Genomic DNA, 20,880 nt, shown 5'->3' on the forward strand with positions numbered 1-20,880 from the left:
TACATTAAAATAAAAATGCCTAATAATTAAACATTAGGCATTTTATTATTTTCTATTTAATCTTTCTTTAATTAATTATCATGAAAAAGATCATCTTAATTCTCTGTTTTATACTTTCAGCTTTGTTCTTTATAAGCTGCTTTATGTTTCCTGGATTGTAAAATCAAACCAATTAGTTTATCTGAAAAAATGATGAATTAATTGGTTTTATCGATTTTCCAACCAGCTTAAAAATGCCGTTGCTTTTTCTTTTCCAACCAATAATTTTTCTTCTGTTGGCACACTTAATTTCACAATTATTTTACGAGAAAAATAATGTTCTGCTTCGCGAATCGCCGAAAAATTAACCAAATATTGTCTATTGATTCTAAAAAACTGAATTGGCGATAAAAGCTTATGAATTTCATCTAACGACTGCGTTAACGGGTATTCGTTTTTATCTAAGGTCATAATTGTCGGCATTTCGTTTTTGATATAAAAAAACGCAATATTCTCCGTTAAAACCGTTTGGTATTTATTGTTTTTGAAAACCAAAAAACTACTTTTCCCTTTGTTTTCTCCATTTCGCGTTAGCAAATAATCAAAATCGGGCATTGTTTTTTTATTTCTCTGAAAGAAATTTTTCAGTTCTCCCGCTTTCTTCAAAGCTTGTGAAATGCTTTCTCTTGAAAAAGGTTTCAAAACATAATCTATTCCGTTTGATTTAAAAGCATCGATCGCATAATCATCAAAAGCGGTACAGAAAATTACGGGCGATAAAACCTCAACGTTTTTAAAAATCTCAAAACACTGACCGTCTGCGAGCTGTATATCCATGAAAATCAAATCGGGCTGATCGTTTTCTGAAAGATAATCGACCGCGCCGTCAATGCTTTGTATATAAGACAAAATCTGAACATCAGGTCTGATGCTCAGAATAAGTTGGCCAAGAGCTTTGGCTGTTTTTACTTCATCTTCAATTATTATGATAGTCATAATCAAGTGGTATTTTTACTTTAAAGGTAGTTTCATCTTTGTCAATTTCAATTTCTTTATGAATCAGGTGCATAAAACGCTGGTTGATATTATCTAACCCAACACCTGTAGACACAGCGCCTCTTTTGAGCTGAATCTTATTTTCGACCACTAAAAACTCATTTTCTGTATAGAGTTTTATTTTCAACGGCTTATCTAAAGAAACGACATTGTGTTTGATGCAGTTTTCAATTAACAATTGCAACGTGAAAGGCGGAATCGCCGAATCATATTGTTTTGGATTAATTTCATTTTCTAAAACAAATCCGTCTTCAAAACGCGCTTTCAGCAGATAAACATACGAATCTAAAATTTGTAGTTCTTCGCTTAGCGGAATCAAATCCATTTTTCGGCTTTCGAGAGTAAAACGATAAAAATCAGATAGTTTCAAAATAAAATCAGAACTCTGCGGATCTTGAATATCAACCATAGATTTCAGCGTATTCAAACTATTAAACAAAAAATGCGGATTGACCTGCTGTTTCAATAATTCGTATTGAGCTCCTAGATTTACTGCTTTGGTACGTTCTAGTTCGACTCCCATTTGCTGGGTTTGATAGTTCTGAAAAAGCAGATGCAAGAACATATACACAATCAGATTGATCAAAACTCCGCGAAGTTCGAACATAATCGGCGCATCCATTTTTGAAACCTGAAACAATTCTTGATGTGCAATTACCAGAATCACCATCAAGACAATCCCAAGAATAACACTCAATAAAAGTTTCCAGTTAAACAGACTTTTATTGGCATGATTAGCAGAAAATTTGGGTAAACTGTAGATGTTGTAATACCATATAAAAAGAGAAAACAACAGCGTAATCGAAGAATTTATAATAAGATCTCCAGGTGTAGAATCGGCATCAAATAATTTGGGTATCGAAGCCATAACTGCCAAGGCAATCGAGCTTCCCCAAATGACTTTGAGCGAAACCTGAAAACGTTTTTGTTTTTCCATAATTGAAGTTTGTTTTTTTGATCTTACTCTGTCAAAGATAGGTTTATTTTGAAAAATTAAATTAGATTTTTACTCTCGCAGATTTTGCAGATTTAGGAGATTTTTTTTTGAGAAAACCAACGTTACACGTTTAGTTTGTCATTTCGACGAAGGAGAAATCTCCACAAGTAACTCCATACAGAATGTCGCCAATCTTTGTAGAGCTTCTTATGGAGATTTCTCCTTCGTCGAAATGACAACTAAGGTGACCCTAAGCACGTTTCACCCCAAGAATAGCACCCGATTTTATATCTTGAACAAAACCAATAATTTCAAAATCTTGCGTATTAAAATTCTTAGGCAAAGTGATTGTCGAGTTTCCTTTTGCTACTTTCAAATCGATAGTTTGCAAACGCTGTACAATTTGGTAATGTGATAAAACGCGATGCGCATTTTCTCCTCGCTTTACATTGCTTTTAGCCGATTTCTGAACTACTGCAATAAGCAAATGACTGTTTTTAAAAGTACCATTAATACTGTAATTCAGCGACAATTTATCATTTTGCTGTTTGGTTTCTAAAGACAAATCAACCGCAGCGGGTTTAGAAAGCGCCAATTTTATTCCGTTTCTAAGACTTGTTTCCTGAGAACCTATATAATCTGTTTTTCCGTTAATGATTACTTGAGGAGTATAAATCGGTTCTTTTCCTAGAAATTGAGCGTAATCGTATTGTCTTTTGGTGAAATCGGCATTACTGAAAATATCTTTCCAACCCTGTTTATCCCAATAATCAACATGATAAGCCAATACATAAACATTCTTATCCTTGTATTCATTTTGAATTTTTCCCAGCAATTCATCCGCTGGCGGACAGCTCGAGCAGCCTTCTGAAGTATATAATTCCAAAAGCGCAAAACCTTTTGAATTGTTTTGGCTGAATATGCTATTTCCAATTAAAAAAAACAGCATAACAAAGCCACTTAATAATTTTATTTTTTTCATAATTCTAATTTGTTAAACCTAACAGGTTTTAAAAACCTGTTAGGTTTGTTAAGAGTAGAGTTTTCAAATCAACTCATAACCCATAATTCATAATTTAAAACTCTTTTTAAAGAATATTAATCTCAACGTTTATATTTCCTCTAGTTGCTTTAGAATACGGACAAGTCTGATGCGCTTGAGCTGCCAAAGCTTCTGCAGTTTGAACATCAATTCCCGGAAGGCTGATATTTAATCTTGCCTGAAGAGAATATTCACCTTCGGTTACACATAAATCAACCTCAGCGTCTACCGCAGTTTCAGCTGGAAGTCTAACTCCCAGTTTAGAAGCAGCAATTCCAAGTGCTCCAATAAAACAAGCCGACCATCCTGCCGCAAATAACTGTTCTGGATTTGTTCCCGGACGTGAAGATCCTGGTGTGCTTAATTTGATATTCAATTGTTCATCTGAACTTTGAGAAGCTCCTTCTCTACCGCCTGTTGTGTGTGTTTTTCCTGTGTATAAAACTTTTGTTTCCATGATAATTTTAGATTTTAGATTGTTGATTTTAGATTATTTAAAAATTAATATTTATTGATTCTTGATATTGATATTGGAATTTGGAAATTTAAAAATTGGAATTTATTTCAGGTTCGCTACATCAATTATCGCCTGAGCAAACGCTTTTGGATCTTCTTGCGGAACATTGTGTCCAATTCCTTTTAAAACTCTGTGTTCGTACTTTCCTGTGAATTTGCTTGCATAGGCTTTTCCATCCGCGAAAGCGCCATCAAAATCACTTCCTATTGTAATGCTTGGAACTTTAATTTCTGGTCTTGCAGCAAGACGTTTTTCTAGATTATCGTATTTTGCTTCTCCTGCTTCAAGAGATTGTCTCCATCTGTAATTGTGAATCACAATTGCTACGTGATCTGGATTATCAAAAGACTGAGCCGTTTGATCGTAAGTTGCTTTATCGAAATTCCACAACGGAGAAGCAATTTTCCAAATCAATTTATTAAAATCGTAAGTGTTTTGAGTGTACCCTTGTTTTCCTCTTTCGGTAGCGAAATAATATTGGTACCACCATCCTAATTCAGCTGTTGGAGAAAGCGGTTTTAAGTTCGCTTCCAAATTCACTACAATATAACCGCTTACAGAAACCAAACCTTTTACACGTTCTGGCCAAAGCGCCGATACTGCAACAGCTGTTCTCGCTCCCCAATCGAATCCGCCTATTACGGCTTTGTCTATTTTTAGAGCATCCATAAAAGCGATAATATCACTTGCTAAAGCTGCCTGCTGACCGTTTCTGAAAGTATCTTTGGAAAGGAAAGTTGTAGTTCCAAATCCTCTTAAGTAAGGAGTAAAAACGTGATATCCTTTTGCTACCAAAATCGGAACGACTTCATTGTAACTGTGAATATCGTATGGCCAGCCATGAAGTAAAATTACTGGCGTTCCGTTTGACGGACCTGCTTCGGTATAACCCACGTTTAACAATCCGGCATTGATTTGTTTTAATGTTCCTAAAGAACTATTTACTTCGATTGTTTTTTGTTGTGAAGTTTGTGCTTGAGTGAAAGCTGCATTCATAAAAAGAATAGCGATTAGAATATTGGATAGTGTTTTCATAATTTTTATTTTTTGATTAGTTGATTATCAGTTAATTTCTTCGTCAAAGGTATTTTGACAATGCTTGTTTTAAAAGGTAAAAAAAGGTGAAGTGGACAAAGTTGAGGGTGAAATGGACAGGCTTTGGGGTCGTGTTTTTTTACCGCAAAGCACGCAAAGGTTTTTTGTCTAGATTGCGTTTTAAGTTCGCAAAGCTTTGCAAATAATACGATGTGAAATTCTCGCAAAGTCGCAAAGTCGCAAAGTTTTAAAAACAAAAGCTTTGTGAACTTAAGGTCTTTAGACATTTATCTCAAACAAAACTTAGCGACCTTTGCGAAAAACCTTTGCGCCCTCTGCGTTAAAACTATACGCATTTCAACCTGAAGCTATTTTTTCATTGCAAGTATGGGTTTGCCTTTTTCCACTATATAAGTTGCCAGTTCCGAAGCCTTAACATTGGTATTATTTTTAGCAGAATGAACTACTCCTGCAGGAATAAAAAGCACTTCTCCTGCTTTTAGTGTCACTGGTTTTTCTCCTTCAATCTGATATTCCAGCGAACCTTCAACAACGTAAATGACTTCTTCGCCTGGGTGAGAATGTTTTCCGAAAGCTGAATGCGCTTCAAAATCAATTCTTGCTTGCACCATTTCTTTTCCTGGAGTGCTCAGATCATGTTTTTGCAAATCGATGCGTTTTACTCCTTGTGCTGCAATCTGATTCGGAACCAAAAAGGCAATGATTCCTAAAACAATAATTGCGATTATAACCCATGTTTTTTGTTTTTTCGTTTCCATGATTTTTTATGTTTTTTAGTCTAGTGTATATTTCATTTATTTCACGCAGATTTCAAAAAGATTTGCGCTGATCTGGCAGATTTTTTTTAATTTATATCTGCGTTAATCTGTAAAATCTGCGTGAAACAACTTTTATTTTTTTCCCTATGTTCTTAATTAATGTTTTCCTCTTAAACTTCTGAAAGCATCACGAAGTTCAACCGTAAAAATTTGTGGTTCTTCCCATGAGGCAAAATGACCTCCTTTATTTACTTCATTGTAATAAGACAAGTTTTTGTATGCTTTTTCAGCCCAGCTTTTTGGAGCCTGATAAATCTCTCCAGGAAAAACCGTGATTGCTACTGGAATTTTAATATCAGCAGTTTTCTGTTCGAAAGCATTAAAATTGTTATTGTTATTTTCCCAATATAATTGAGCCGAAGAATTAGCGGTATTAGTCAGCCAATACAATGAAATATCGTCTAACATTTCGTCTTTAGTAAGCGATTTTTCGGCATTTCCTCCGCTATATGTCCATTCGTTGAATTTATCCAAGAAGAATGAAGCCAATCCTACAGGAGAATCTGTCAATCCATAACCTAAAGTCTGCGGGCGGGTTACCATCATTCCGGCATAACCACCGCCTTTTGTATACAATTTGTTTAGCGAATTAAAAGCTGCTTTTTCCTTAACCGATAATCCTGCAGGAGCTGGATCGCCATTTTTTAATGCCTTAGCAACATCAGCAGGAACAGTTGCGGGCATATTGACATGAATTCCTAATAAACCTTCTGGAGCTTGGCGTGCCATAGCATCTGCAATTACAGAACCCCAATCACCACCTTGCGAAACATAGTGTTTATAGCCTAAACGTTTCATTAAAACGTCCCAAGCATTTCCAATTTTCTCTGGCCCCCAGCCTGCTGTTTTTGGTTTTTCAGAAAAACCGTAACCTGGCATCGACGGAATTACCAAATCGAAAGCGTCTTCTGCCTTTCCTCCGTAAGAAGTCGGATCTGTAAGCGGTCCAACCACTTTTAAAAGTTCAAAAACCGAACCTGGCCAACCATGTGTAATAATCAGTGGCATTGCATTTTTGTGTTTCGATTTTACATGAACAAACTGAATATCCAATCCGTCTATATTGGTTACAAACTGAGGCAAAGCGTTTAGTTTGTCTTCGGCTTTATGCCAATCATAGTCCGTTCCCCAATATTTTACAAGACTCTGAATCTGATTCAGTTTTACTCCTTGCGACTGATCATTTACCGTTTCCTGATCTGGCCATCTTGTGGCATTGATGCGATTGCGAAGATCTGTAATCGCTTCCTGTGAAACACTGATATGATAAGGGCGAATTAGACTTGCATCATTTTTATTTTGTTTGTCCTTATTCTGTGCAAAAGAAGCCGATACCAACAACATAAAAGTTCCAGTTGCAATTGTTTGTATAAATGAATGTCTGTTTCTCTGAAGTGTTTTCATTTTTTTTGATTTTTAAATTAGTGTTATTCGTTAATTTCTTTGTCAAAAGTATTTCGATAACCCTTCTTACGAAATCAGAAAATAGGTGAAGCGGACAAACTTCAAGGTGAAATGGACAGGCTGTAAGTTGTGAATTATGAGAGATAAAATGAGAGTGACTTTTACCGCAATCCCGCGGTTAAATAAGCAGTTAGCAAAAAAAATCAGGTATAGTATGTTACCACTATCCTGATTTATATAATTCTTCTATGGCTAATTCTAATTCTCTAATTTCAAATAATTACCATCAAAACTAATCACGACTTTTTTAAATTGCCCGAGTATATCCTGACCGATATTCCCATAGTTTACTTCGCCATAAACGCCATAATCCTTTGGGGCAATTTCCATTTTTGGAAGCTGAATTGTTTTATTTCCGAGTGATATAGACTGGTCTTTTAAAACCAAAACTTCAGTCGAAACTACTTCTGCACCAGCGCTAGAAGTTTTTGTCGTTTCTAAAGTGCCTATAGAATCAAGATCGGTTTTGAATGTTTCGTAAAATGCTTTGTTAAACAAACTTACTTTTGCACCGCTGTCAAAGTTAAACGGCAAGGTTTTGTTTTTATACTTCAACATTACAATCGCTCTGAGTTCGTCGACAAACAAGTTTTTTTCGTTTGCACCTGATTCTGATTCTTTAGAAAACGTCAATTTATCTTTTTCAAAAGTGATTGTTCCTAATTCTTTTATTATCGGAAAACCAATAATTCCGTTAATCACATACGCTCCATCTGCAAAAGTAAAAGCCTTATCAGGATATACTAAAAACACTGCGTTATCAATTTTCAGTTCTCCTAAATTAATCTCCGACGCAACACCAATACGGACTTTATTCTTCTGTCCTGTAAAACTCTCCACGGAAATATTATGGTCTGGAAGAATTTTAACTCCCATTTTTTTCGCTATGCTTTCTGTAATACAGCTAATTCCTGCCCCCGTATCAAAAACAAAATGAGAGACAGTGTCCTTTGCTTTAACCTCTGTTGTAATCAAACCCGCTTTGTCTTTTACAGCAGCAACAGTAATTTTAGTAAATTTATCTATAGATTGTGGCCTAGTACCTCTAAGCGTCTTCCAAATTTGCTGCGTGTTTATTTCATCCTGAAGTTCTTCTTTGGTAAAACGCTGCTGAAATTTCATTGTTAAAACTTTAGAAGCCATATAAGCCGAATTGTAACTAAAGAGTTTGATGTAATTATCATCTTTCAATTTGGCAAATTCGTACGTATTTATAAGTTCATTGTTTTTTAAACTATCTAAATACTGATTTGATAACTTTGGCTTGTTACACACATTGGCATATAATCCTTTATAGAAATAATAATCTTTACCCTTTTCTTTGCTGTTGAGACTGTCCATTTTAGCAAATTGATGTTGTTTGCTCAGCTGTTTTAAAATAGAATCCGATTTTGTCTGCCCCAATAGTATTTGCACCGCAAACAAAAGGCCAAGTAAAAATTTATTAGAATTCATTTATCTGATTTTTGAATGTTAAATATAAGGAAAATCCGAAAAAAATTAAAGTTTAAAATTCCAATTCTTTGCCTTTGAATTTGAGTTTTTAAAAATTGAAATTTTCAAAAAAAAATCAGGTCTAACATTTCTGTCCTTCCTGATTTTTTTTGAATTAATTAACCTTTACACTTATTTATCTTCTTCCTCTAAAACCTCCGCCGCCTCTAAAACCGCCACCGCCGAAGCCGCCTCCATTAAATCCGCCACCACTTCTTTGGATATTCTGAAAGTTTCGAGTTTGCATTTCGCCGCGATCTCTTGCAAAAGCGGATCGGTCTAGATCACGTGTAATATCAGGATGACCTGCCTCACCAAGCGGTTTATTTGGCTGTCCAAGCGTTTGATCTGCTTTAGGAAAATTATCCCTCTGAATTCCGTCTCCCATTCGAGTTTCACCTCCTAGGTTTTGACCAGTTTTTGGCAGATTATCACGCTGAATTCTTTCTCCTGCACCATTGGCACCAAGTCCTTGATTATCTCGCTGAATCCTTTCTCCCGCTCCGTTTGCGCCAAGCCTTTGGTTAGCTCTATTCTGAATTCCTTCGCCCGATTTTTTGGACGAACCCAAGGTTCCTGCTTGCGTCCAGCCGCCGTTTCCGTTATTATAATGGCTCCAGTTTCCGTTGGCATCTCTTTTATAGACATGCCCATCGTGACCAGCATACACATTATTATTAGTGTGAATTGTTGTTCCTCCGCCTCTTCTATGCGTAATTACACCTTTTTTTCCGCTCGAAGTTTCATAACCAATTGCAGTTCCGCGTCGCGTTGTAATATGTCCTGTCTGCGCCCACTGATTTCCGTTTGTTACTGCAGAATGCCCCCATTGTGCATACGCATTGTGCCCTTGATTCGTTCTTGCATAATTTCCTGTCCATGGATTATAAGTGCTTGCAGCGGTGCGTCCGCCATACCAACCTTGCACACTTGCAGAACGTCCGTATCTTCCCGTTGCGGGATTATACCAAGCCGAAGTTCCAGCTGCACCATAAGGTCCGTAAACGCGTCTTCCAGCCGCATAACCTCCTGTCCACGGATTGTAAACCGCTCCTCCTCCATACGCATAAGGCCACGGACGATAAATCGGATACAGTCCGCCGTAATACACATAAGGCGGATAATACCATCCAGTTCCATAAGTCAAGATAGCGCCAAATGTTGCGCCAATTATAAAAGCACCCAAATAACCTGCTGTTGCACTGCTTTCAACCGTTGTGTCGGTTGTGGTTTGCGTAACATACGTCACATTATACACAGGCGAACTTGGCGGAATCGTATAAATTTCTTTCGGAACCGAATCGCATGTTTTCCAAGGTCCGTTCGGACTTGTCGACATAAACCAAACCGCTTGAAAACACAAATAATACAAATCGCCCACTTTTATAATCTTCTCTTGCGTGTTGCTTGCATATTGCATTTTCGTTCCATCGATAGGTTTAAACTGAGGCGTTCCGCCATCATACGATACTTTTACTTTTGACTCAGCATCCGATTTCTTTAAAATAGCTGTTGTCGGAACTTGCGATAACATAACAGCATCATTCGCTTCCTGAGTTCCTGGAACCGACGATAATACATTGGCACGCGGAGAATCTTTCGGAATTTTAGCAAAATCGGCCGGAAGACTATTACTGGCATAACTCCACGGTCCTGTTAGTTCTTTAGACTTAAACCATCTTCCAGACAATAATACATAGTACTGACCTTTATTTTCGTCAGCAAAAATATCATTCTCGGTATTATCAATATATAGCAATTTTGTCCCTGGAATTTTAACAAACTTCGGGCTTCCGTTTATGGCAATCAATTCGGCTGGTTTATTGCTGTAGAAAACCTCGGGAGCTCCTCCAGAAGACGGAGGCGGAATCATTTTCTTAACATCATCAAAATTCTGTCCCGAAGGCAGATGGCTTAAACCTGAAAGCAGTTTGGTTGTTTTAGTCCATTTACCTGCGAGATTTTTCGAAGTTAGCCAGATATTCTCCACCAATACATAATAATCTTTTGTGGTTTTATCAAAAAACAAGTCCCAATTGGTATTTACCACATATTGAATATCCGTTTTTTCTACAGGCACCAAAACCGGTTCACCTTGCACAATAAGCAAAATCGACGGATTCGTACTGTAAAAAATAGTTGGAGGATCGTTTTTAGCCGCAATTCCCTTTGGCGGACTTTTGGTATGACTTAAATCTGCCAAAATACGATCTACCGAAATGGGATCTCCGCTCTGAGGCAGCGTTTCTTTAAACAGCTTTTCCATTTCAGGCACTTTCTTTTCATACAAAGCTGGAAATCGCACATCGGTTACCTGAATATTTTTAATAAAAGCGCTTCGATTGTCTTTGTCGACCAATGTCTCAGCTTTTAAAGAAGCTACACCCAAAACCTGTTTTCCGTCTTTTGGAGTCAGCGAAAAAGCCACTCGGGCAATAATTTCTTTAAAATCTTTCCAGTCATCTATCTGAGGCTGATAATAAACCAATTTTGTACCGTTATTTTCAGCTTCGCGAGGCCAGCCGCGATCTGCAATTAATGTAGAGTCGGCAAGATTTGACTTTTCAGTTTCGGTAGATTGACCTGTTTCTTTATCTTTTTTGCACGAGAACAAAACTGCACTCAAACAAACTCCAATTATTAGAAAAGCATTTCTCATAAATTTAAAAGTTAGATTATTCATTGAAAACTTATTTTCTCGATCGTCTTATAAAATTGTTTCGCATAAAATTAAATTCACCTCATAAATAAAATTACAAATCAGTCCCTTACTTTGTTTCACATTATAATTTGAAACCAAATAATCCTTCTTTTGCGAACCTAGATTTTAAATCTGTTTCTAAATAAGTATGATAAAGTGAAGCATTGACATTGACATTGACATTGACATTGATATTAATTAGGAGCTGCTTCCCGCTATCCGCTATATCTTTTCCTTGCTAAAGAAGCAAGAAAAAGGATGCCGCTACTATCGGGGCTAGGGCACTCATTTTCAAAAGGAAGTTTTCGAAAAATTATTATTTAAAGTCTTTTGCGTTCTAACCCCAATCTAATCAATACTTATAAATTATTTTTATAAATACTAAAAATTATTAATTTGATTAATAAACACCTTCCCTATACCTTTGTCTCATCAAAATCAAAGAAATGATTTGAACATCTTAAAAAATAACTTAAAAAATAGAAATCATGAAATTTACAAGAAGAGCAAACGCAAACTGGAAAGGTACAGGAATGGAAGGAAAAGGAACCATTAGTACACAAAGCACAACTTTAGACAATGCGCAATTATCATTTAAAACCCGTTTTGAGCAAGGTGTTGGAACCAATCCTGAGGAATTAATCGCAGCGGCACATTCTGGATGTTTTACAATGCAGTTAAGCTTTTTATTATCTGAAGCTGGTTTTGTTCCAGAAGATTTAGATACAACGGCTAAAGTAACTTTTGAGGACGGAACTATTACTTTAATTCAGTTAGAATTGACTGGAAAAGTACCTGGAATTTCGGTAGAAGAGTTTCAGCAAACCGCTCAAAAAGCAAAAGAAATTTGTCCAATTTCAAAATTGCTAAATACTGAGATTACTTTACAAGTAACACTTAATTAAATACCAATATTTGAAATCTCAAATTCCAAAGCTTTGCGCAAAGCTTTGTCCTCCTGAGCTGAGTCGAAGGACACGCCAGAAATTTCACAAAGAATATCACCAATCTTTGTCGATTAACGTGTGTGATTCCTCGTTCCTCGGAATGACAAGATTGTGGAGAAATGTAATTTCAAAAAAATCTAAAATCTAAAATCTAAAATCTAAAATTTTATAAAAATGAAAACAATATTTAAAAGCTTTTTAGCATTCGCAATACTAATTTTTAGTTTAGCATTCACAAACGCAAACGCTCAAACTAATCCTAAAATTAAAAATGTCGTTTTGGTTCACGGTGCCTTTGCAGATGGTTCTGGATGGCAAGGTTTATACAAGGTTTTGACAAAAAAAGGCTATAATGTAACCATCGTTCAGAATCCGTTGAGTTCTTTGGAAGATGATGTTCAAGCTACAAACTTAGCTTTAGACAAACAAGACGGACCAACAATTTTGGTTGGACATTCTTGGGGCGGAACCGTAATTACAGAAGCTGGAAATCACCCTAAAGTAGCGGCTTTGGTTTACGTTGCGGCTTTACAGCCTGATAATGGCGAAAATTCTGTTCAATGGTTGCAAACTGCTCCTCCAGCTCCAGAAAACGGTGTATTGCCTCCAGACGAAAAAGGAATTGCGTATTATGACAAAGCTAAATTTCACGCTGGTTTTGCAGGAGACTTGAGCAAAGAACAAGCCGATTTTATGTATGCTTCGCAAGGTGCTTTTCATGCAAAAGGTTTTTTAACACCAATAACTAAAGCCGCTTGGAGAACTAAACCTTCTTACGGAATTGTAGCGACTGAAGATAAAAGTATTGTTCCTAGTATTCAGCACGCGATGTACAAACGCTCTAACACAAAAATCACTGAAATTAAAGGTAGCCACGTAGTATTTATTTCTCAGCCGGAGAAAGTGGCTAATGTGATTATTGAAGCGAGTAAGTAATTATGAGTTATTAATGGTTAATTGATAATTGATAATTGATAATTGATAATTGATAATTGATAATTGATAATTGATAATTGATAATTGATAATTGATAATTGATAATTAATAATTGATAATCATAAATTCACATAATCTTGTCATTTCGACGAAGTAGACCCGAGCGATAGCGAACTGGCGAAGCAAATCTTCACTAGAAATTCTACAAAGATTGGCGACAAACGTTACGGAATCCCGCGTGTGATTTCTCCCTTCGGTCGAAATGACAAACTGTGAGCAAAAATTCCAAATTCCAATTACTGTATAGCTTGGAATTTGGATTTTTTTGTATTGGAATTTCTCCCAAATCAATTGGAATTTAGAATTTTAGTATTGAAAATTTTTAAAGCTTGCTAATCGCTTTAATAAAATAAGGCGAATCGTTCCAGCGGATTTTTTTATACGAGAAATCTTTTTTTAATGACTCAGGAAGGCAGTTCCAGATGGCTTCATTCATTTTCTCCAGCAATAATTTCTTAGAGAAAGAATCGGAAACTACCAGACTTATTTCTCTTACGGGAACAGGTTCTTTGAAAGGTTTAAAAAGTCCGCCTGATTCGTTTAAGGTTGAAAGTTTAGGGATAATCGCAAATCCTAAATGGGCTCGAACTAGATTTTTTAAGGTTTCTATCGAATTAATATCGTACGTAAATTGCTCCTTTATTTTATCTGATGTTTTTAGTCCGCAGATGTCTAATAATTGAGCGTTGTAGCAATATTCGTGATGCAGTAATAACAATTCGGTTTTGTCGCCGGGCTGCATTTCGTAAAATTCATCATTCGCCATAGGATGCGTCTGATTTAAATAGGCAACAAACGGTTCTTTAAAAACAACATGTTCTATTAAATTCGGGTTTCCTGTTGGCGTAGCCATAATGGCAACGTCAATTGCACCAGTTTCCAAATCGCGCATTAAATGTCCCGTATAGCCTTCTTTAATAATAAAATGCACATTTGGCGCCGCTTCTTTCATGGCCTGAATAAACAGCGGAATCAGATAAGGCGATAATGTGGAAATAATGCCAAGTTTCAGCTCTCCTTCCAACAGATTTTTTTCGTTAATCACAAAATCACGAATTTCATCTACTTCACGAAGTATCTTTTTGGCTTTATTGATAATTTCAATTCCTAAAACGGTTGGTGTCAACGGCACTTTATTTCGATCAAAAATCTTAATTCCGATTTCTTCTTCCAGATTTTTTAACTGAATGGTAAGTCCTGGCTGCGTTACCATACAAACTTCGGCAGCTCTTGCAAAATGCCGTTCTTCGTCTAAGGCAACAATATATTTTAACTGCTGAATGGTCATGTTTTCTAGTTTCTAAGGTACTGAGATGCTAAGGTACTGAGTTGCTCTTTTTTATTGTTAGTTTTTTAAGAAAAATTTGTATTGGTTACCTCTAAATGATATTTAAGAATTATACTACTTTTTATACTATTAAACCAACTTCTTTTTTAATATATTTGCGCTTCCTAAATTACAGAATTATGATACTTAAAAAACTTCTTGCCCATGTGGTATGGTGGCGGCATTGGAAACAACCGTAACGCTTCTGTAAGCGTAGGACACCTAAGCTACATGGGTTTTATATTTCCTAAATTACAGAGTTATGAGTACCAAAACCCTTTCAAAAGAAGCCGAAATCGGTCTAATGAATTTCTTCAACGACAGAATTGACCCACTCGATATGGCGAGAGCCATAAGACAGGTAAATTTAACCCTCGCTTTGGGCGTTCTAAGCGATCAAGAAAACATTCAGTTAAACGCTGCCAAACTTGGAGACAGCTTCTATTGGCTCAATGAACTAGCCGAAATTTTAGATCCTTATCTGGATTTGGAGTAATTAGGTTCTTATTTGAAAAATTAAAACCCTTGGTCTTTGAAAGAAGATTGAGGGTTTTGTTTTTTATGAATTGGACAAAATACCGTATAAATACTTATTGTTTGGAGTTTTAATTATTCTTAGAATTGTTTAAAATTGATCCTTAACATATCTTTACAGCATTAAATAAACCTAATCATTATAATTGTCAATGTGAGAATTATTTGATATGTTTGATCAATATCAAAAAGCCCATCAGTCTAATATGAAAAATGAAGCTCATGCAAGAATCAAAATTAATCAGCTACTTTCTGAAGCGGGCTGGCGATTCTTTGATAATGAGCAAGGTACTGCAAATATTTTATTAGAAAATCATGTAAAAATAACTCAAACAGAAATTAATGATTGGGGTAATGATTACGAAAAAGTAAAAAATGGGTCTTTAGATTTTTTACTTGTAGATGATACAAATAAGCCTATTTGCGTTTTAGAAGCTAAAAAAGAAAGCATTCATCCTCTTGCGGCAAAAGAACAAGCAAGAAAATATGCTAATTCAGTAGATGCCCAGTATATCATTCTTTCAAATGGAATAGTACATTATCTATGGGATTTAAAGAAAGGGAATCCAAAACCAATTTATACTTTTCCATCTCCAAGTGAAATTGGAGCGATCAAAAATTGGAATCCAGATAGAGAATCTTTAGTAAATGAAATTATAACTAATGATTACATTGCTTCAATTCAAATGCCTGATTATGAAAGTAGACCAGGATGGAAAGGTAACATAGAAAGTAGTACTGATTTTATTTGGGATAACAAACTTCGTTTCTTAAGATATTACCAATTAAATGCAATAAAAGCGCTTCAAAAAGCTGTTGGCGAAGGAAAAGATCGTTTTCTTTTCGAAATGGCAACAGGAACGGGAAAAACATTAACTTCTTCTGCTGTAATTAAATTATTTCTTCGCTCAAAAAATGCGAGGAGAGTTCTTTTTTTAGTTGATAGGCTTGAATTAGAAGATCAAGCACTTAAAGATTTTACAGCTTATTTAAAGCCGGATTACACAACTTATATTTATAAAGAGCATAAAACAGATTGGCAAAAAGCTGATATCGTTGTTACAACAATTCAATCTTTGTTATATAACAATAAATATAGAGACTTTTTTAAACCAACTGATTTTGATTTGATAATTTCTGATGAATCCCATCGATCAATTTCTGGTAATTCTCGAGCTGTTTTTGAATATTTTAATGGCTATAAATTAGGATTAACTGCTACCCCAAAAGATTATCTAAAAGGTGTTGATATAGATCAGGTTAAGGAAAATGATCCTCGCGAAATAGAACGAAGAATATTAAGAGACACATATACAACTTTTGGATGTGAAAGTGGCGATCCAACATTTAGATATACTCTTTTAGATGGAGTGAAAGATGATTTCTTAAGAAATCCAATAGTTATTGATGCACGAACTGAAATAACAACACAATTACTCTCTGATGAAGGATACGATGTTATTGTCTCTTCTGATGAAGTAGAGGAAATTGAAACGTTCGTATCAACAGATTTTGAGAAAAAATTCTTTTCAGAAGAAACGAATTCAATTATTTGTCAAACATTTCTAGCAAATGCTTTAAGAGACCCAATAACTAATGAAATTGGAAAAACAATTATTTTTGCTGTAAGTCAAAATCATGCCAGAAAGATCGCTGAACTTTTAAACGAATTTGCAGAACAAAAATTCCCTAACAAATATAACTCAGATTTTGCAGTTCAGGTAACTTCGCAAGTAGCAGATTCAAAACAAATGACAATTAATTTTTCCAATAATAATTTGAATGGAAGATCAAATTGGTTAGAAGGCTATAAAACAAGTAAATCTAGGGTCTGCATTACTGTGGGAATGATGACAACGGGTTATGATTGTCCCGATCTATTAAATATTTGTTTGATGCGTCCAATTTTCAATCCTTCGGATTTCGTACAAATCAAAGGTCGAGGAACGCGAAAAAATACTTTTTCTTTCAAATCAAAAAATGAATTGAATGAAGAAGAAATTATTACATATGATAAAGAGAACTTTAAGCTTTTTGATTTTTTTGCCAATTGTGAATATTTCGAAAAAGATTTTGCTTACGATGAGGCTTTACAACTTCCTAAACCAAAAGAAGGTTCCAATAATATAGAACAAATAGCAAATACTTCTATAAATAAATATATTAGTCAAATTTCTGATCCATTAACATTAATGGAAGAAACTAAAATAGGATATGAAGGCATGAAGATTGACCGCATGCTTTTTCAAAAATTCGAGGACCGAATAGTAATGGATGACATTATTAAAAAAAATGTTGAGCTAGGCAATTGGGAATTCATAGTAAGTCATATTCAAAATGAGATTTTAGAAAAGCCTAATGAATATTTCAACATTGAAAAACTTCGTAAAGCAGCTAAAATAGATCGTAAAGTTTCAATACGTGAAATAGTAGAAAAGATTTTTGGAATTATTCCAAAATTCAAATCGAAGGATGAAATGCTGGACGAAGAATTTGACAAATTTATTTCAATCTATCCACCGGAAGAGGACGTTAATATTAGAGCACTACAATACTTTTTCAAAGCTTACATTGTAGATCAGGATATTAGAAAAATAATCGAAAATAAAGATTTTCAGGCTTTACAAACAAATGCTACTTTAACTATTACTCAGTTTAAAGAAGTAAATATTAAATACAGAGAAGTAATTCCAGTTTACATAAAAGATTATATAAAACTAGAAAATTTCGCTGCATAATTTTAAATTTAAATAATACCCATAATAAACATAATGTTAGATAACATAACAAAAAGAAGAATTGATGATTGTCGTGATATTTTGGTTGGAAAATTACCAGACCCTAAATCACAAATTGAACAAATTACTATAGCCTTAATTTATAAATTCATGGATGACATGGATAAAGAAGCTATAGAATTAGGAGGAAAAGCAAAATTCTTTTCAGATTATAAAATTCCTGATCCAAATGATTCAAAAAAGGAAATAATAGTTTCTTTTGAAAAATATAGTTGGGATAATCTTTTTGATACCAAAGTTAGTGCAACAGAAATGTTAAAACTATATTCAGAAGCAATTGAAGGAATGGTAAAAAATCCAAATATTCCAGAACTATTTGCTAATATTTTTAAAAATGCATACTTACCATATCGTGATCCGGAAACTTTAAAGATGTTTCTAAAAACAATCAGCGAATTTGAGTATACACATAGTGAAAAACTAGGAGATGCTTTTGAATATTTATTGTCTGTTATGGGATCGCAAGGTGACGCTGGACAATTTAGAACACCTCGACATATTATTGATTTTTTAGTTGAAGTTGTTGATCCTAAAAAAGACGAAACTATACTTGATCCTGCTTGTGGTACAGCAGGTTTTTTAATTTCGGCTTTTAAACATATTAAAGAAAACAACAATAACTTAACTCCAGACGAACGCAAAAAACTAATTAAGAATTTTATTGGTTACGATATATCTCCAGATATGGTTCGTTTGAGTTTAGTCAATTTATATCTACATGGTTTTTCTGATCCTCACGTTTTTGAATATGATACATTAAGTAGCGAAGATCGTTGGGACGAAACCTTTGATATTGTCTTGGCCAATCCTCCATTTATGAGTCCAAAAGGAGGTATCAGACCTCATAAAAAGTTTACAATTAGTAGTAATCGATCAGAAGTTCTTTTTGTTGATTATATAGCTGAACATTTAACTCCAAAAGGAAGAGCTGGAATTATTGTTCCTGAAGGTATTATATTTCAAAGTGGTACAGCCTATAAAGCATTACGTAAAATGCTGGTGGATAAATATCTGTACGCTGTTGTGAGTTTACCTGCTGGTGTTTTTAATCCTTACAGCGGTGTAAAAACCTCTATTCTATTAATGGATGCCAATTTATCTAAGAAAACAGAAGATATTTTATTTATCAAAATTGATAACGATGGTTATAGTTTAGGTGCGCAACGTAATCCTGTGAAAGGAGGACAACTTCAAGAAGCTGTATCCACTTTAAAAACATTTAGACAAAATTGTATTGATGGGAAAGAGTTTAATAATACAACTTTGGCACAAAGAGTAACTAAAAATGAAATTGGAAAAAGTGGGGATTATAATTTGAGTGGTGAGCGTTATAAGAACACAGAAGTAAGATTATCCTCATATCCAATTGTTGAACTTGGCAGTTTAATAAATGTTGACAATGGAAGGGTGTTAACAGAATTCGAAGATAACGGTTCAATAGCTTGCATTAAAGTAAGTGATATGAATCTACCTGAAAACACTACTGATCTAATTACATCTTCACATTGGATAAAAGAAACTTCCTTTTCCTTATTACCAGTTAATTCGATTGTATTTCCCAAAAGAGGTGCTGCTATTGCAACTAATAAAAAACGTTTTACCAAAATACCATGCTTAATTGACAACAATTGTATGGGGATTTCTGTAAATAATGAAAAAATATTAAATCCTAGATATTTATTTGCTTTTATGAGACAATTTGATTTGACAACAATTTCAAATTCAGCTGGTATCGCTTTGATAAATAATCCTGATATAAAAGGAGTGAAAATTCCACTTCCACCACTATCTATTCAAGAAGAAATTGTTGCTGAGATTGAAAGCTATCAAAAAATAATTGATGGTGCTAAAATAGTGGTTGATAATTATAAACCTAGAATTGAACTTGATAATAGTTGGGAAAAACTTGCTTTTGAAGATATTTGTGTAGTTAATCCTAAAAAATCAGAAATAAATAATCTCGATGAGAAGACTGAAGTTTCATTTGTACCTATGGCTGATTTGAATGAAAATCAAATGGATTTTGTTGTTAATCAAGTAAAACCTTTAAATGAAGTATATAAAGGTTATACTTATTTTAAAGAAGACGATGTATTACTTGCAAAAGTAACACCTTGCTTTGAGAATGGTAAAGCAGGGATAGCAAAAAACTTAATCAATGGTATTGGTTTCGGATCAAGCGAATATTATGTATTTAGGCCAAATAAGAAAATACTTTCAATCTGGATATATCTTAATATTATTACTGACAATTTCAGAGAAAAAGGAAAACTTAACATGACGGGAACAGGTGGTTTACAAAGAATTCCAACTGATTTCGTCAAGTCATATAAAATTCCAGTTCCTTCAATTAAAATTCAACAAGAAATAGTTTCTCAAATAGAAAAAGAGCAAGCTTTAATTAATGCTAATAAAGAACTAATTTCTATCTATGAACAAAAAATAAAAGATAGAATTAATAAAGTTTGGACTACATAATGGATGAAGCAATAAACATATTTAAATTTTTACCTTATAGTTATAGAAATCAAAGTGAGCAAGAATATATTACATATTTATGGGATTGCTACCAAGAAAACTATAACAATCAGAAGTATCAGTTTGCTTTTATGGCTTATCATATGTTATTTATGAGTTTTGTATATTTTAATTTGTGGCAAGTAAAATCTATAAAAGAAGATGATTTTAATAAAATTAAACTAGGATTTACTGAGGCTTTAGGAAATGCTATTAACCCATATGATTTTAGCATTGAAAACGAAAGAAAAGTTTTTGATTTATTAAAATATGTTTGCGCTTCACATTCAGATGTTAAAGCTTTAATTGGCAATTATAAAAAATTAGTTGATGAAAGAAATAATATTGCCCATGCAAATGGAGCAATTCCATTTAGAACGGATATATACCTTCACAAAAGAATAAATGACATACTTCAATATGCTAGTGAAATACAATCTTTTACTAAATCGATAATTCAAGAATGCTTTGAAAAATTTTTAATCGAAAGTAAAGATGAAGAAACCAGAGAGTATTCGATTATTGATGAGCAAATAAATCAAGTATTAATTCATAATCATTATTTATCAATAAAAGATGTCGGTGATTGCTTAGAATACGACATACATATCCTAAGTGATGACATTAATTTTCAAGAAATTGAAAGAATTTATGATTCATTAAGTAATTGGTATGAAAATGAAACTAATAATTAATC

16 protein-coding genes are annotated in these 20,880 nt (G+C 34.2%); 6 read left to right on the forward strand and 10 right to left on the reverse strand.

Annotation, left to right across the window (positions count from 1 at the left end; genetic code table 11):
- Positions 1-207: 207 nt before the first annotated feature.
- The 9 genes from BB050_RS20135 to BB050_RS20180 all read right to left on the reverse strand — a co-directional run bounded on the left by BB050_RS20135 (position 208) and on the right by BB050_RS20180 (position 11,022).
- Positions 208-975, reverse strand: a complete 768-nt coding sequence (locus tag BB050_RS20135; RefSeq protein WP_066034870.1) for a LytR/AlgR family response regulator transcription factor — start codon at positions 973-975, stop codon at positions 208-210.
- A complete protein-coding gene (locus BB050_RS20140; protein WP_008463445.1) occupies positions 956-1,972 on the reverse strand; it encodes a sensor histidine kinase in 1,017 nt (338 codons plus the stop codon). Before BB050_RS20140 ends, BB050_RS20135 begins: the two co-directional genes overlap by 20 nt.
- Before the next feature lie 250 nt (positions 1,973-2,222).
- Positions 2,223-2,954 carry a DUF1223 domain-containing protein gene (locus BB050_RS20145; protein ID WP_066034871.1) on the reverse strand — a complete coding sequence of 244 codons (732 nt, stop codon included), beginning with the start codon at positions 2,952-2,954 and terminating at the stop codon, positions 2,223-2,225.
- A 106-nt stretch (positions 2,955-3,060) separates the two neighbouring features.
- The gene (locus tag BB050_RS20150; RefSeq protein ID WP_066034872.1) at positions 3,061-3,471 is read right to left on the reverse strand and encodes an organic hydroperoxide resistance protein; all 411 of its coding nucleotides are present in this window, start codon (positions 3,469-3,471) and stop codon (positions 3,061-3,063) included.
- Positions 3,472-3,573: 102 nt separating this feature from the next.
- A complete protein-coding gene (locus BB050_RS20155) occupies positions 3,574-4,566 on the reverse strand; it encodes an alpha/beta fold hydrolase (RefSeq protein ID WP_066034873.1) in 993 nt (330 codons plus the stop codon).
- 368 nt (positions 4,567-4,934) lie between these two features.
- Positions 4,935-5,345 carry a cupin domain-containing protein gene (locus tag BB050_RS20165; RefSeq protein WP_066034875.1) on the reverse strand — a complete coding sequence of 137 codons (411 nt, stop codon included), beginning with the start codon at positions 5,343-5,345 and terminating at the stop codon, positions 4,935-4,937.
- 156 nt (positions 5,346-5,501) lie between these two features.
- Positions 5,502-6,809: an epoxide hydrolase family protein gene (locus BB050_RS20170; RefSeq protein WP_066034876.1), complete on the reverse strand. Its 1,308-nt coding sequence runs from the start codon at positions 6,807-6,809 to the stop codon at positions 5,502-5,504.
- A 258-nt stretch (positions 6,810-7,067) separates the two neighbouring features.
- Positions 7,068-8,324: a retropepsin-like aspartic protease gene (locus BB050_RS20175; protein ID WP_066034877.1), complete on the reverse strand. Its 1,257-nt coding sequence runs from the start codon at positions 8,322-8,324 to the stop codon at positions 7,068-7,070.
- 175 nt (positions 8,325-8,499) lie between these two features.
- On the reverse strand, positions 8,500-11,022 hold the full coding sequence (locus BB050_RS20180; RefSeq protein WP_236940379.1) for a hypothetical protein: 2,523 nt from the start codon (positions 11,020-11,022) through the stop codon (positions 8,500-8,502).
- Between the two features lie 530 nt (positions 11,023-11,552).
- Here BB050_RS20180 and BB050_RS20185 point away from each other — a divergent pair.
- Positions 11,553-11,969 carry an OsmC family protein gene (locus BB050_RS20185; protein ID WP_066034879.1) on the forward strand — a complete coding sequence of 139 codons (417 nt, stop codon included), beginning with the start codon at positions 11,553-11,555 and terminating at the stop codon, positions 11,967-11,969.
- Positions 11,970-12,185: 216 nt separating this feature from the next.
- Positions 12,186-12,947 (forward strand): alpha/beta hydrolase, encoded by a 762-nt coding sequence (locus BB050_RS20190; protein WP_066034880.1) that lies wholly within the window; start codon positions 12,186-12,188, stop codon positions 12,945-12,947.
- A gap of 382 nt (positions 12,948-13,329) precedes the next feature.
- On the opposite strand, the gene BB050_RS20195 is transcribed toward BB050_RS20190, so the two are convergent.
- Positions 13,330-14,295, reverse strand: coding sequence for a hydrogen peroxide-inducible genes activator (locus BB050_RS20195; protein WP_066034881.1), 966 nt, complete (start codon positions 14,293-14,295; stop codon positions 13,330-13,332).
- Between the two features lie 301 nt (positions 14,296-14,596).
- On the opposite strand from BB050_RS20195, the gene BB050_RS20200 reads away from it, so the two are divergent.
- The 4 genes from BB050_RS20200 (at position 14,597) to BB050_RS20215 (ending at position 20,878) form a co-directional block, all read left to right on the forward strand.
- Positions 14,597-14,830 carry a hypothetical protein gene (locus BB050_RS20200; protein WP_066034882.1) on the forward strand — a complete coding sequence of 78 codons (234 nt, stop codon included), beginning with the start codon at positions 14,597-14,599 and terminating at the stop codon, positions 14,828-14,830.
- A gap of 208 nt (positions 14,831-15,038) precedes the next feature.
- The gene (locus BB050_RS20205) at positions 15,039-17,606 is read left to right on the forward strand and encodes a DEAD/DEAH box helicase family protein (RefSeq protein WP_066034883.1); all 2,568 of its coding nucleotides are present in this window, start codon (positions 15,039-15,041) and stop codon (positions 17,604-17,606) included.
- A gap of 33 nt (positions 17,607-17,639) precedes the next feature.
- Positions 17,640-20,144 (forward strand): N-6 DNA methylase, encoded by a 2,505-nt coding sequence (locus BB050_RS20210; RefSeq protein ID WP_066034884.1) that lies wholly within the window; start codon positions 17,640-17,642, stop codon positions 20,142-20,144.
- Entirely contained in the window at positions 20,144-20,878 is a 735-nt protein-coding gene (locus BB050_RS20215; protein ID WP_066034885.1) for a hypothetical protein, read from the forward strand. The genes BB050_RS20210 and BB050_RS20215 overlap by 1 nt, the downstream gene beginning before the upstream one ends.
- Positions 20,879-20,880: the final 2 nt, after the last annotated feature.

The sequence above is a fragment of the Flavobacterium anhuiense genome, assembly GCF_001705175.1.
Taxonomy (GTDB): Bacteria; Bacteroidota; Bacteroidia; order Flavobacteriales; family Flavobacteriaceae; genus Flavobacterium; species Flavobacterium anhuiense.

Excerpts from the sequence above, each read along its gene's own strand:
- BB050_RS20145 (WP_066034871.1), bottom strand. The coding sequence starts at position 2,954 with ATGAAAAAAATAAAATTATTAAGTGGCTTTGTTATGCTGTTTTTTTTA.
- BB050_RS20200 (WP_066034882.1), top strand. The coding sequence starts at position 14,597 with ATGAGTACCAAAACCCTTTCAAAAGAAGCCGAAATCGGTCTAATGAAT.
- BB050_RS20155 (WP_066034873.1), bottom strand. The coding sequence starts at position 4,566 with ATGAAAACACTATCCAATATTCTAATCGCTATTCTTTTTATGAATGCA.
- BB050_RS20190 (WP_066034880.1), top strand. The coding sequence starts at position 12,186 with ATGAAAACAATATTTAAAAGCTTTTTAGCATTCGCAATACTAATTTTT.
- BB050_RS20140 (WP_008463445.1), bottom strand. The coding sequence starts at position 1,972 with ATGGAAAAACAAAAACGTTTTCAGGTTTCGCTCAAAGTCATTTGGGGA.
- BB050_RS20165 (WP_066034875.1), bottom strand. The coding sequence starts at position 5,345 with ATGGAAACGAAAAAACAAAAAACATGGGTTATAATCGCAATTATTGTT.
- BB050_RS20180 (WP_236940379.1), bottom strand. The coding sequence starts at position 11,022 with ATGAGAAATGCTTTTCTAATAATTGGAGTTTGTTTGAGTGCAGTTTTG.
- BB050_RS20195 (WP_066034881.1), bottom strand. The coding sequence starts at position 14,295 with ATGACCATTCAGCAGTTAAAATATATTGTTGCCTTAGACGAAGAACGG.
- BB050_RS20210 (WP_066034884.1), top strand. The coding sequence starts at position 17,640 with ATGTTAGATAACATAACAAAAAGAAGAATTGATGATTGTCGTGATATT.
- BB050_RS20215 (WP_066034885.1), top strand. The coding sequence starts at position 20,144 with ATGGATGAAGCAATAAACATATTTAAATTTTTACCTTATAGTTATAGA.
- BB050_RS20150 (WP_066034872.1), bottom strand. The coding sequence starts at position 3,471 with ATGGAAACAAAAGTTTTATACACAGGAAAAACACACACAACAGGCGGT.
- BB050_RS20170 (WP_066034876.1), bottom strand. The coding sequence starts at position 6,809 with ATGAAAACACTTCAGAGAAACAGACATTCATTTATACAAACAATTGCA.
- BB050_RS20175 (WP_066034877.1), bottom strand. The coding sequence starts at position 8,324 with ATGAATTCTAATAAATTTTTACTTGGCCTTTTGTTTGCGGTGCAAATA.
- BB050_RS20185 (WP_066034879.1), top strand. The coding sequence starts at position 11,553 with ATGAAATTTACAAGAAGAGCAAACGCAAACTGGAAAGGTACAGGAATG.
- BB050_RS20205 (WP_066034883.1), top strand. The coding sequence starts at position 15,039 with ATGTTTGATCAATATCAAAAAGCCCATCAGTCTAATATGAAAAATGAA.
- BB050_RS20135 (WP_066034870.1), bottom strand. The coding sequence starts at position 975 with ATGACTATCATAATAATTGAAGATGAAGTAAAAACAGCCAAAGCTCTT.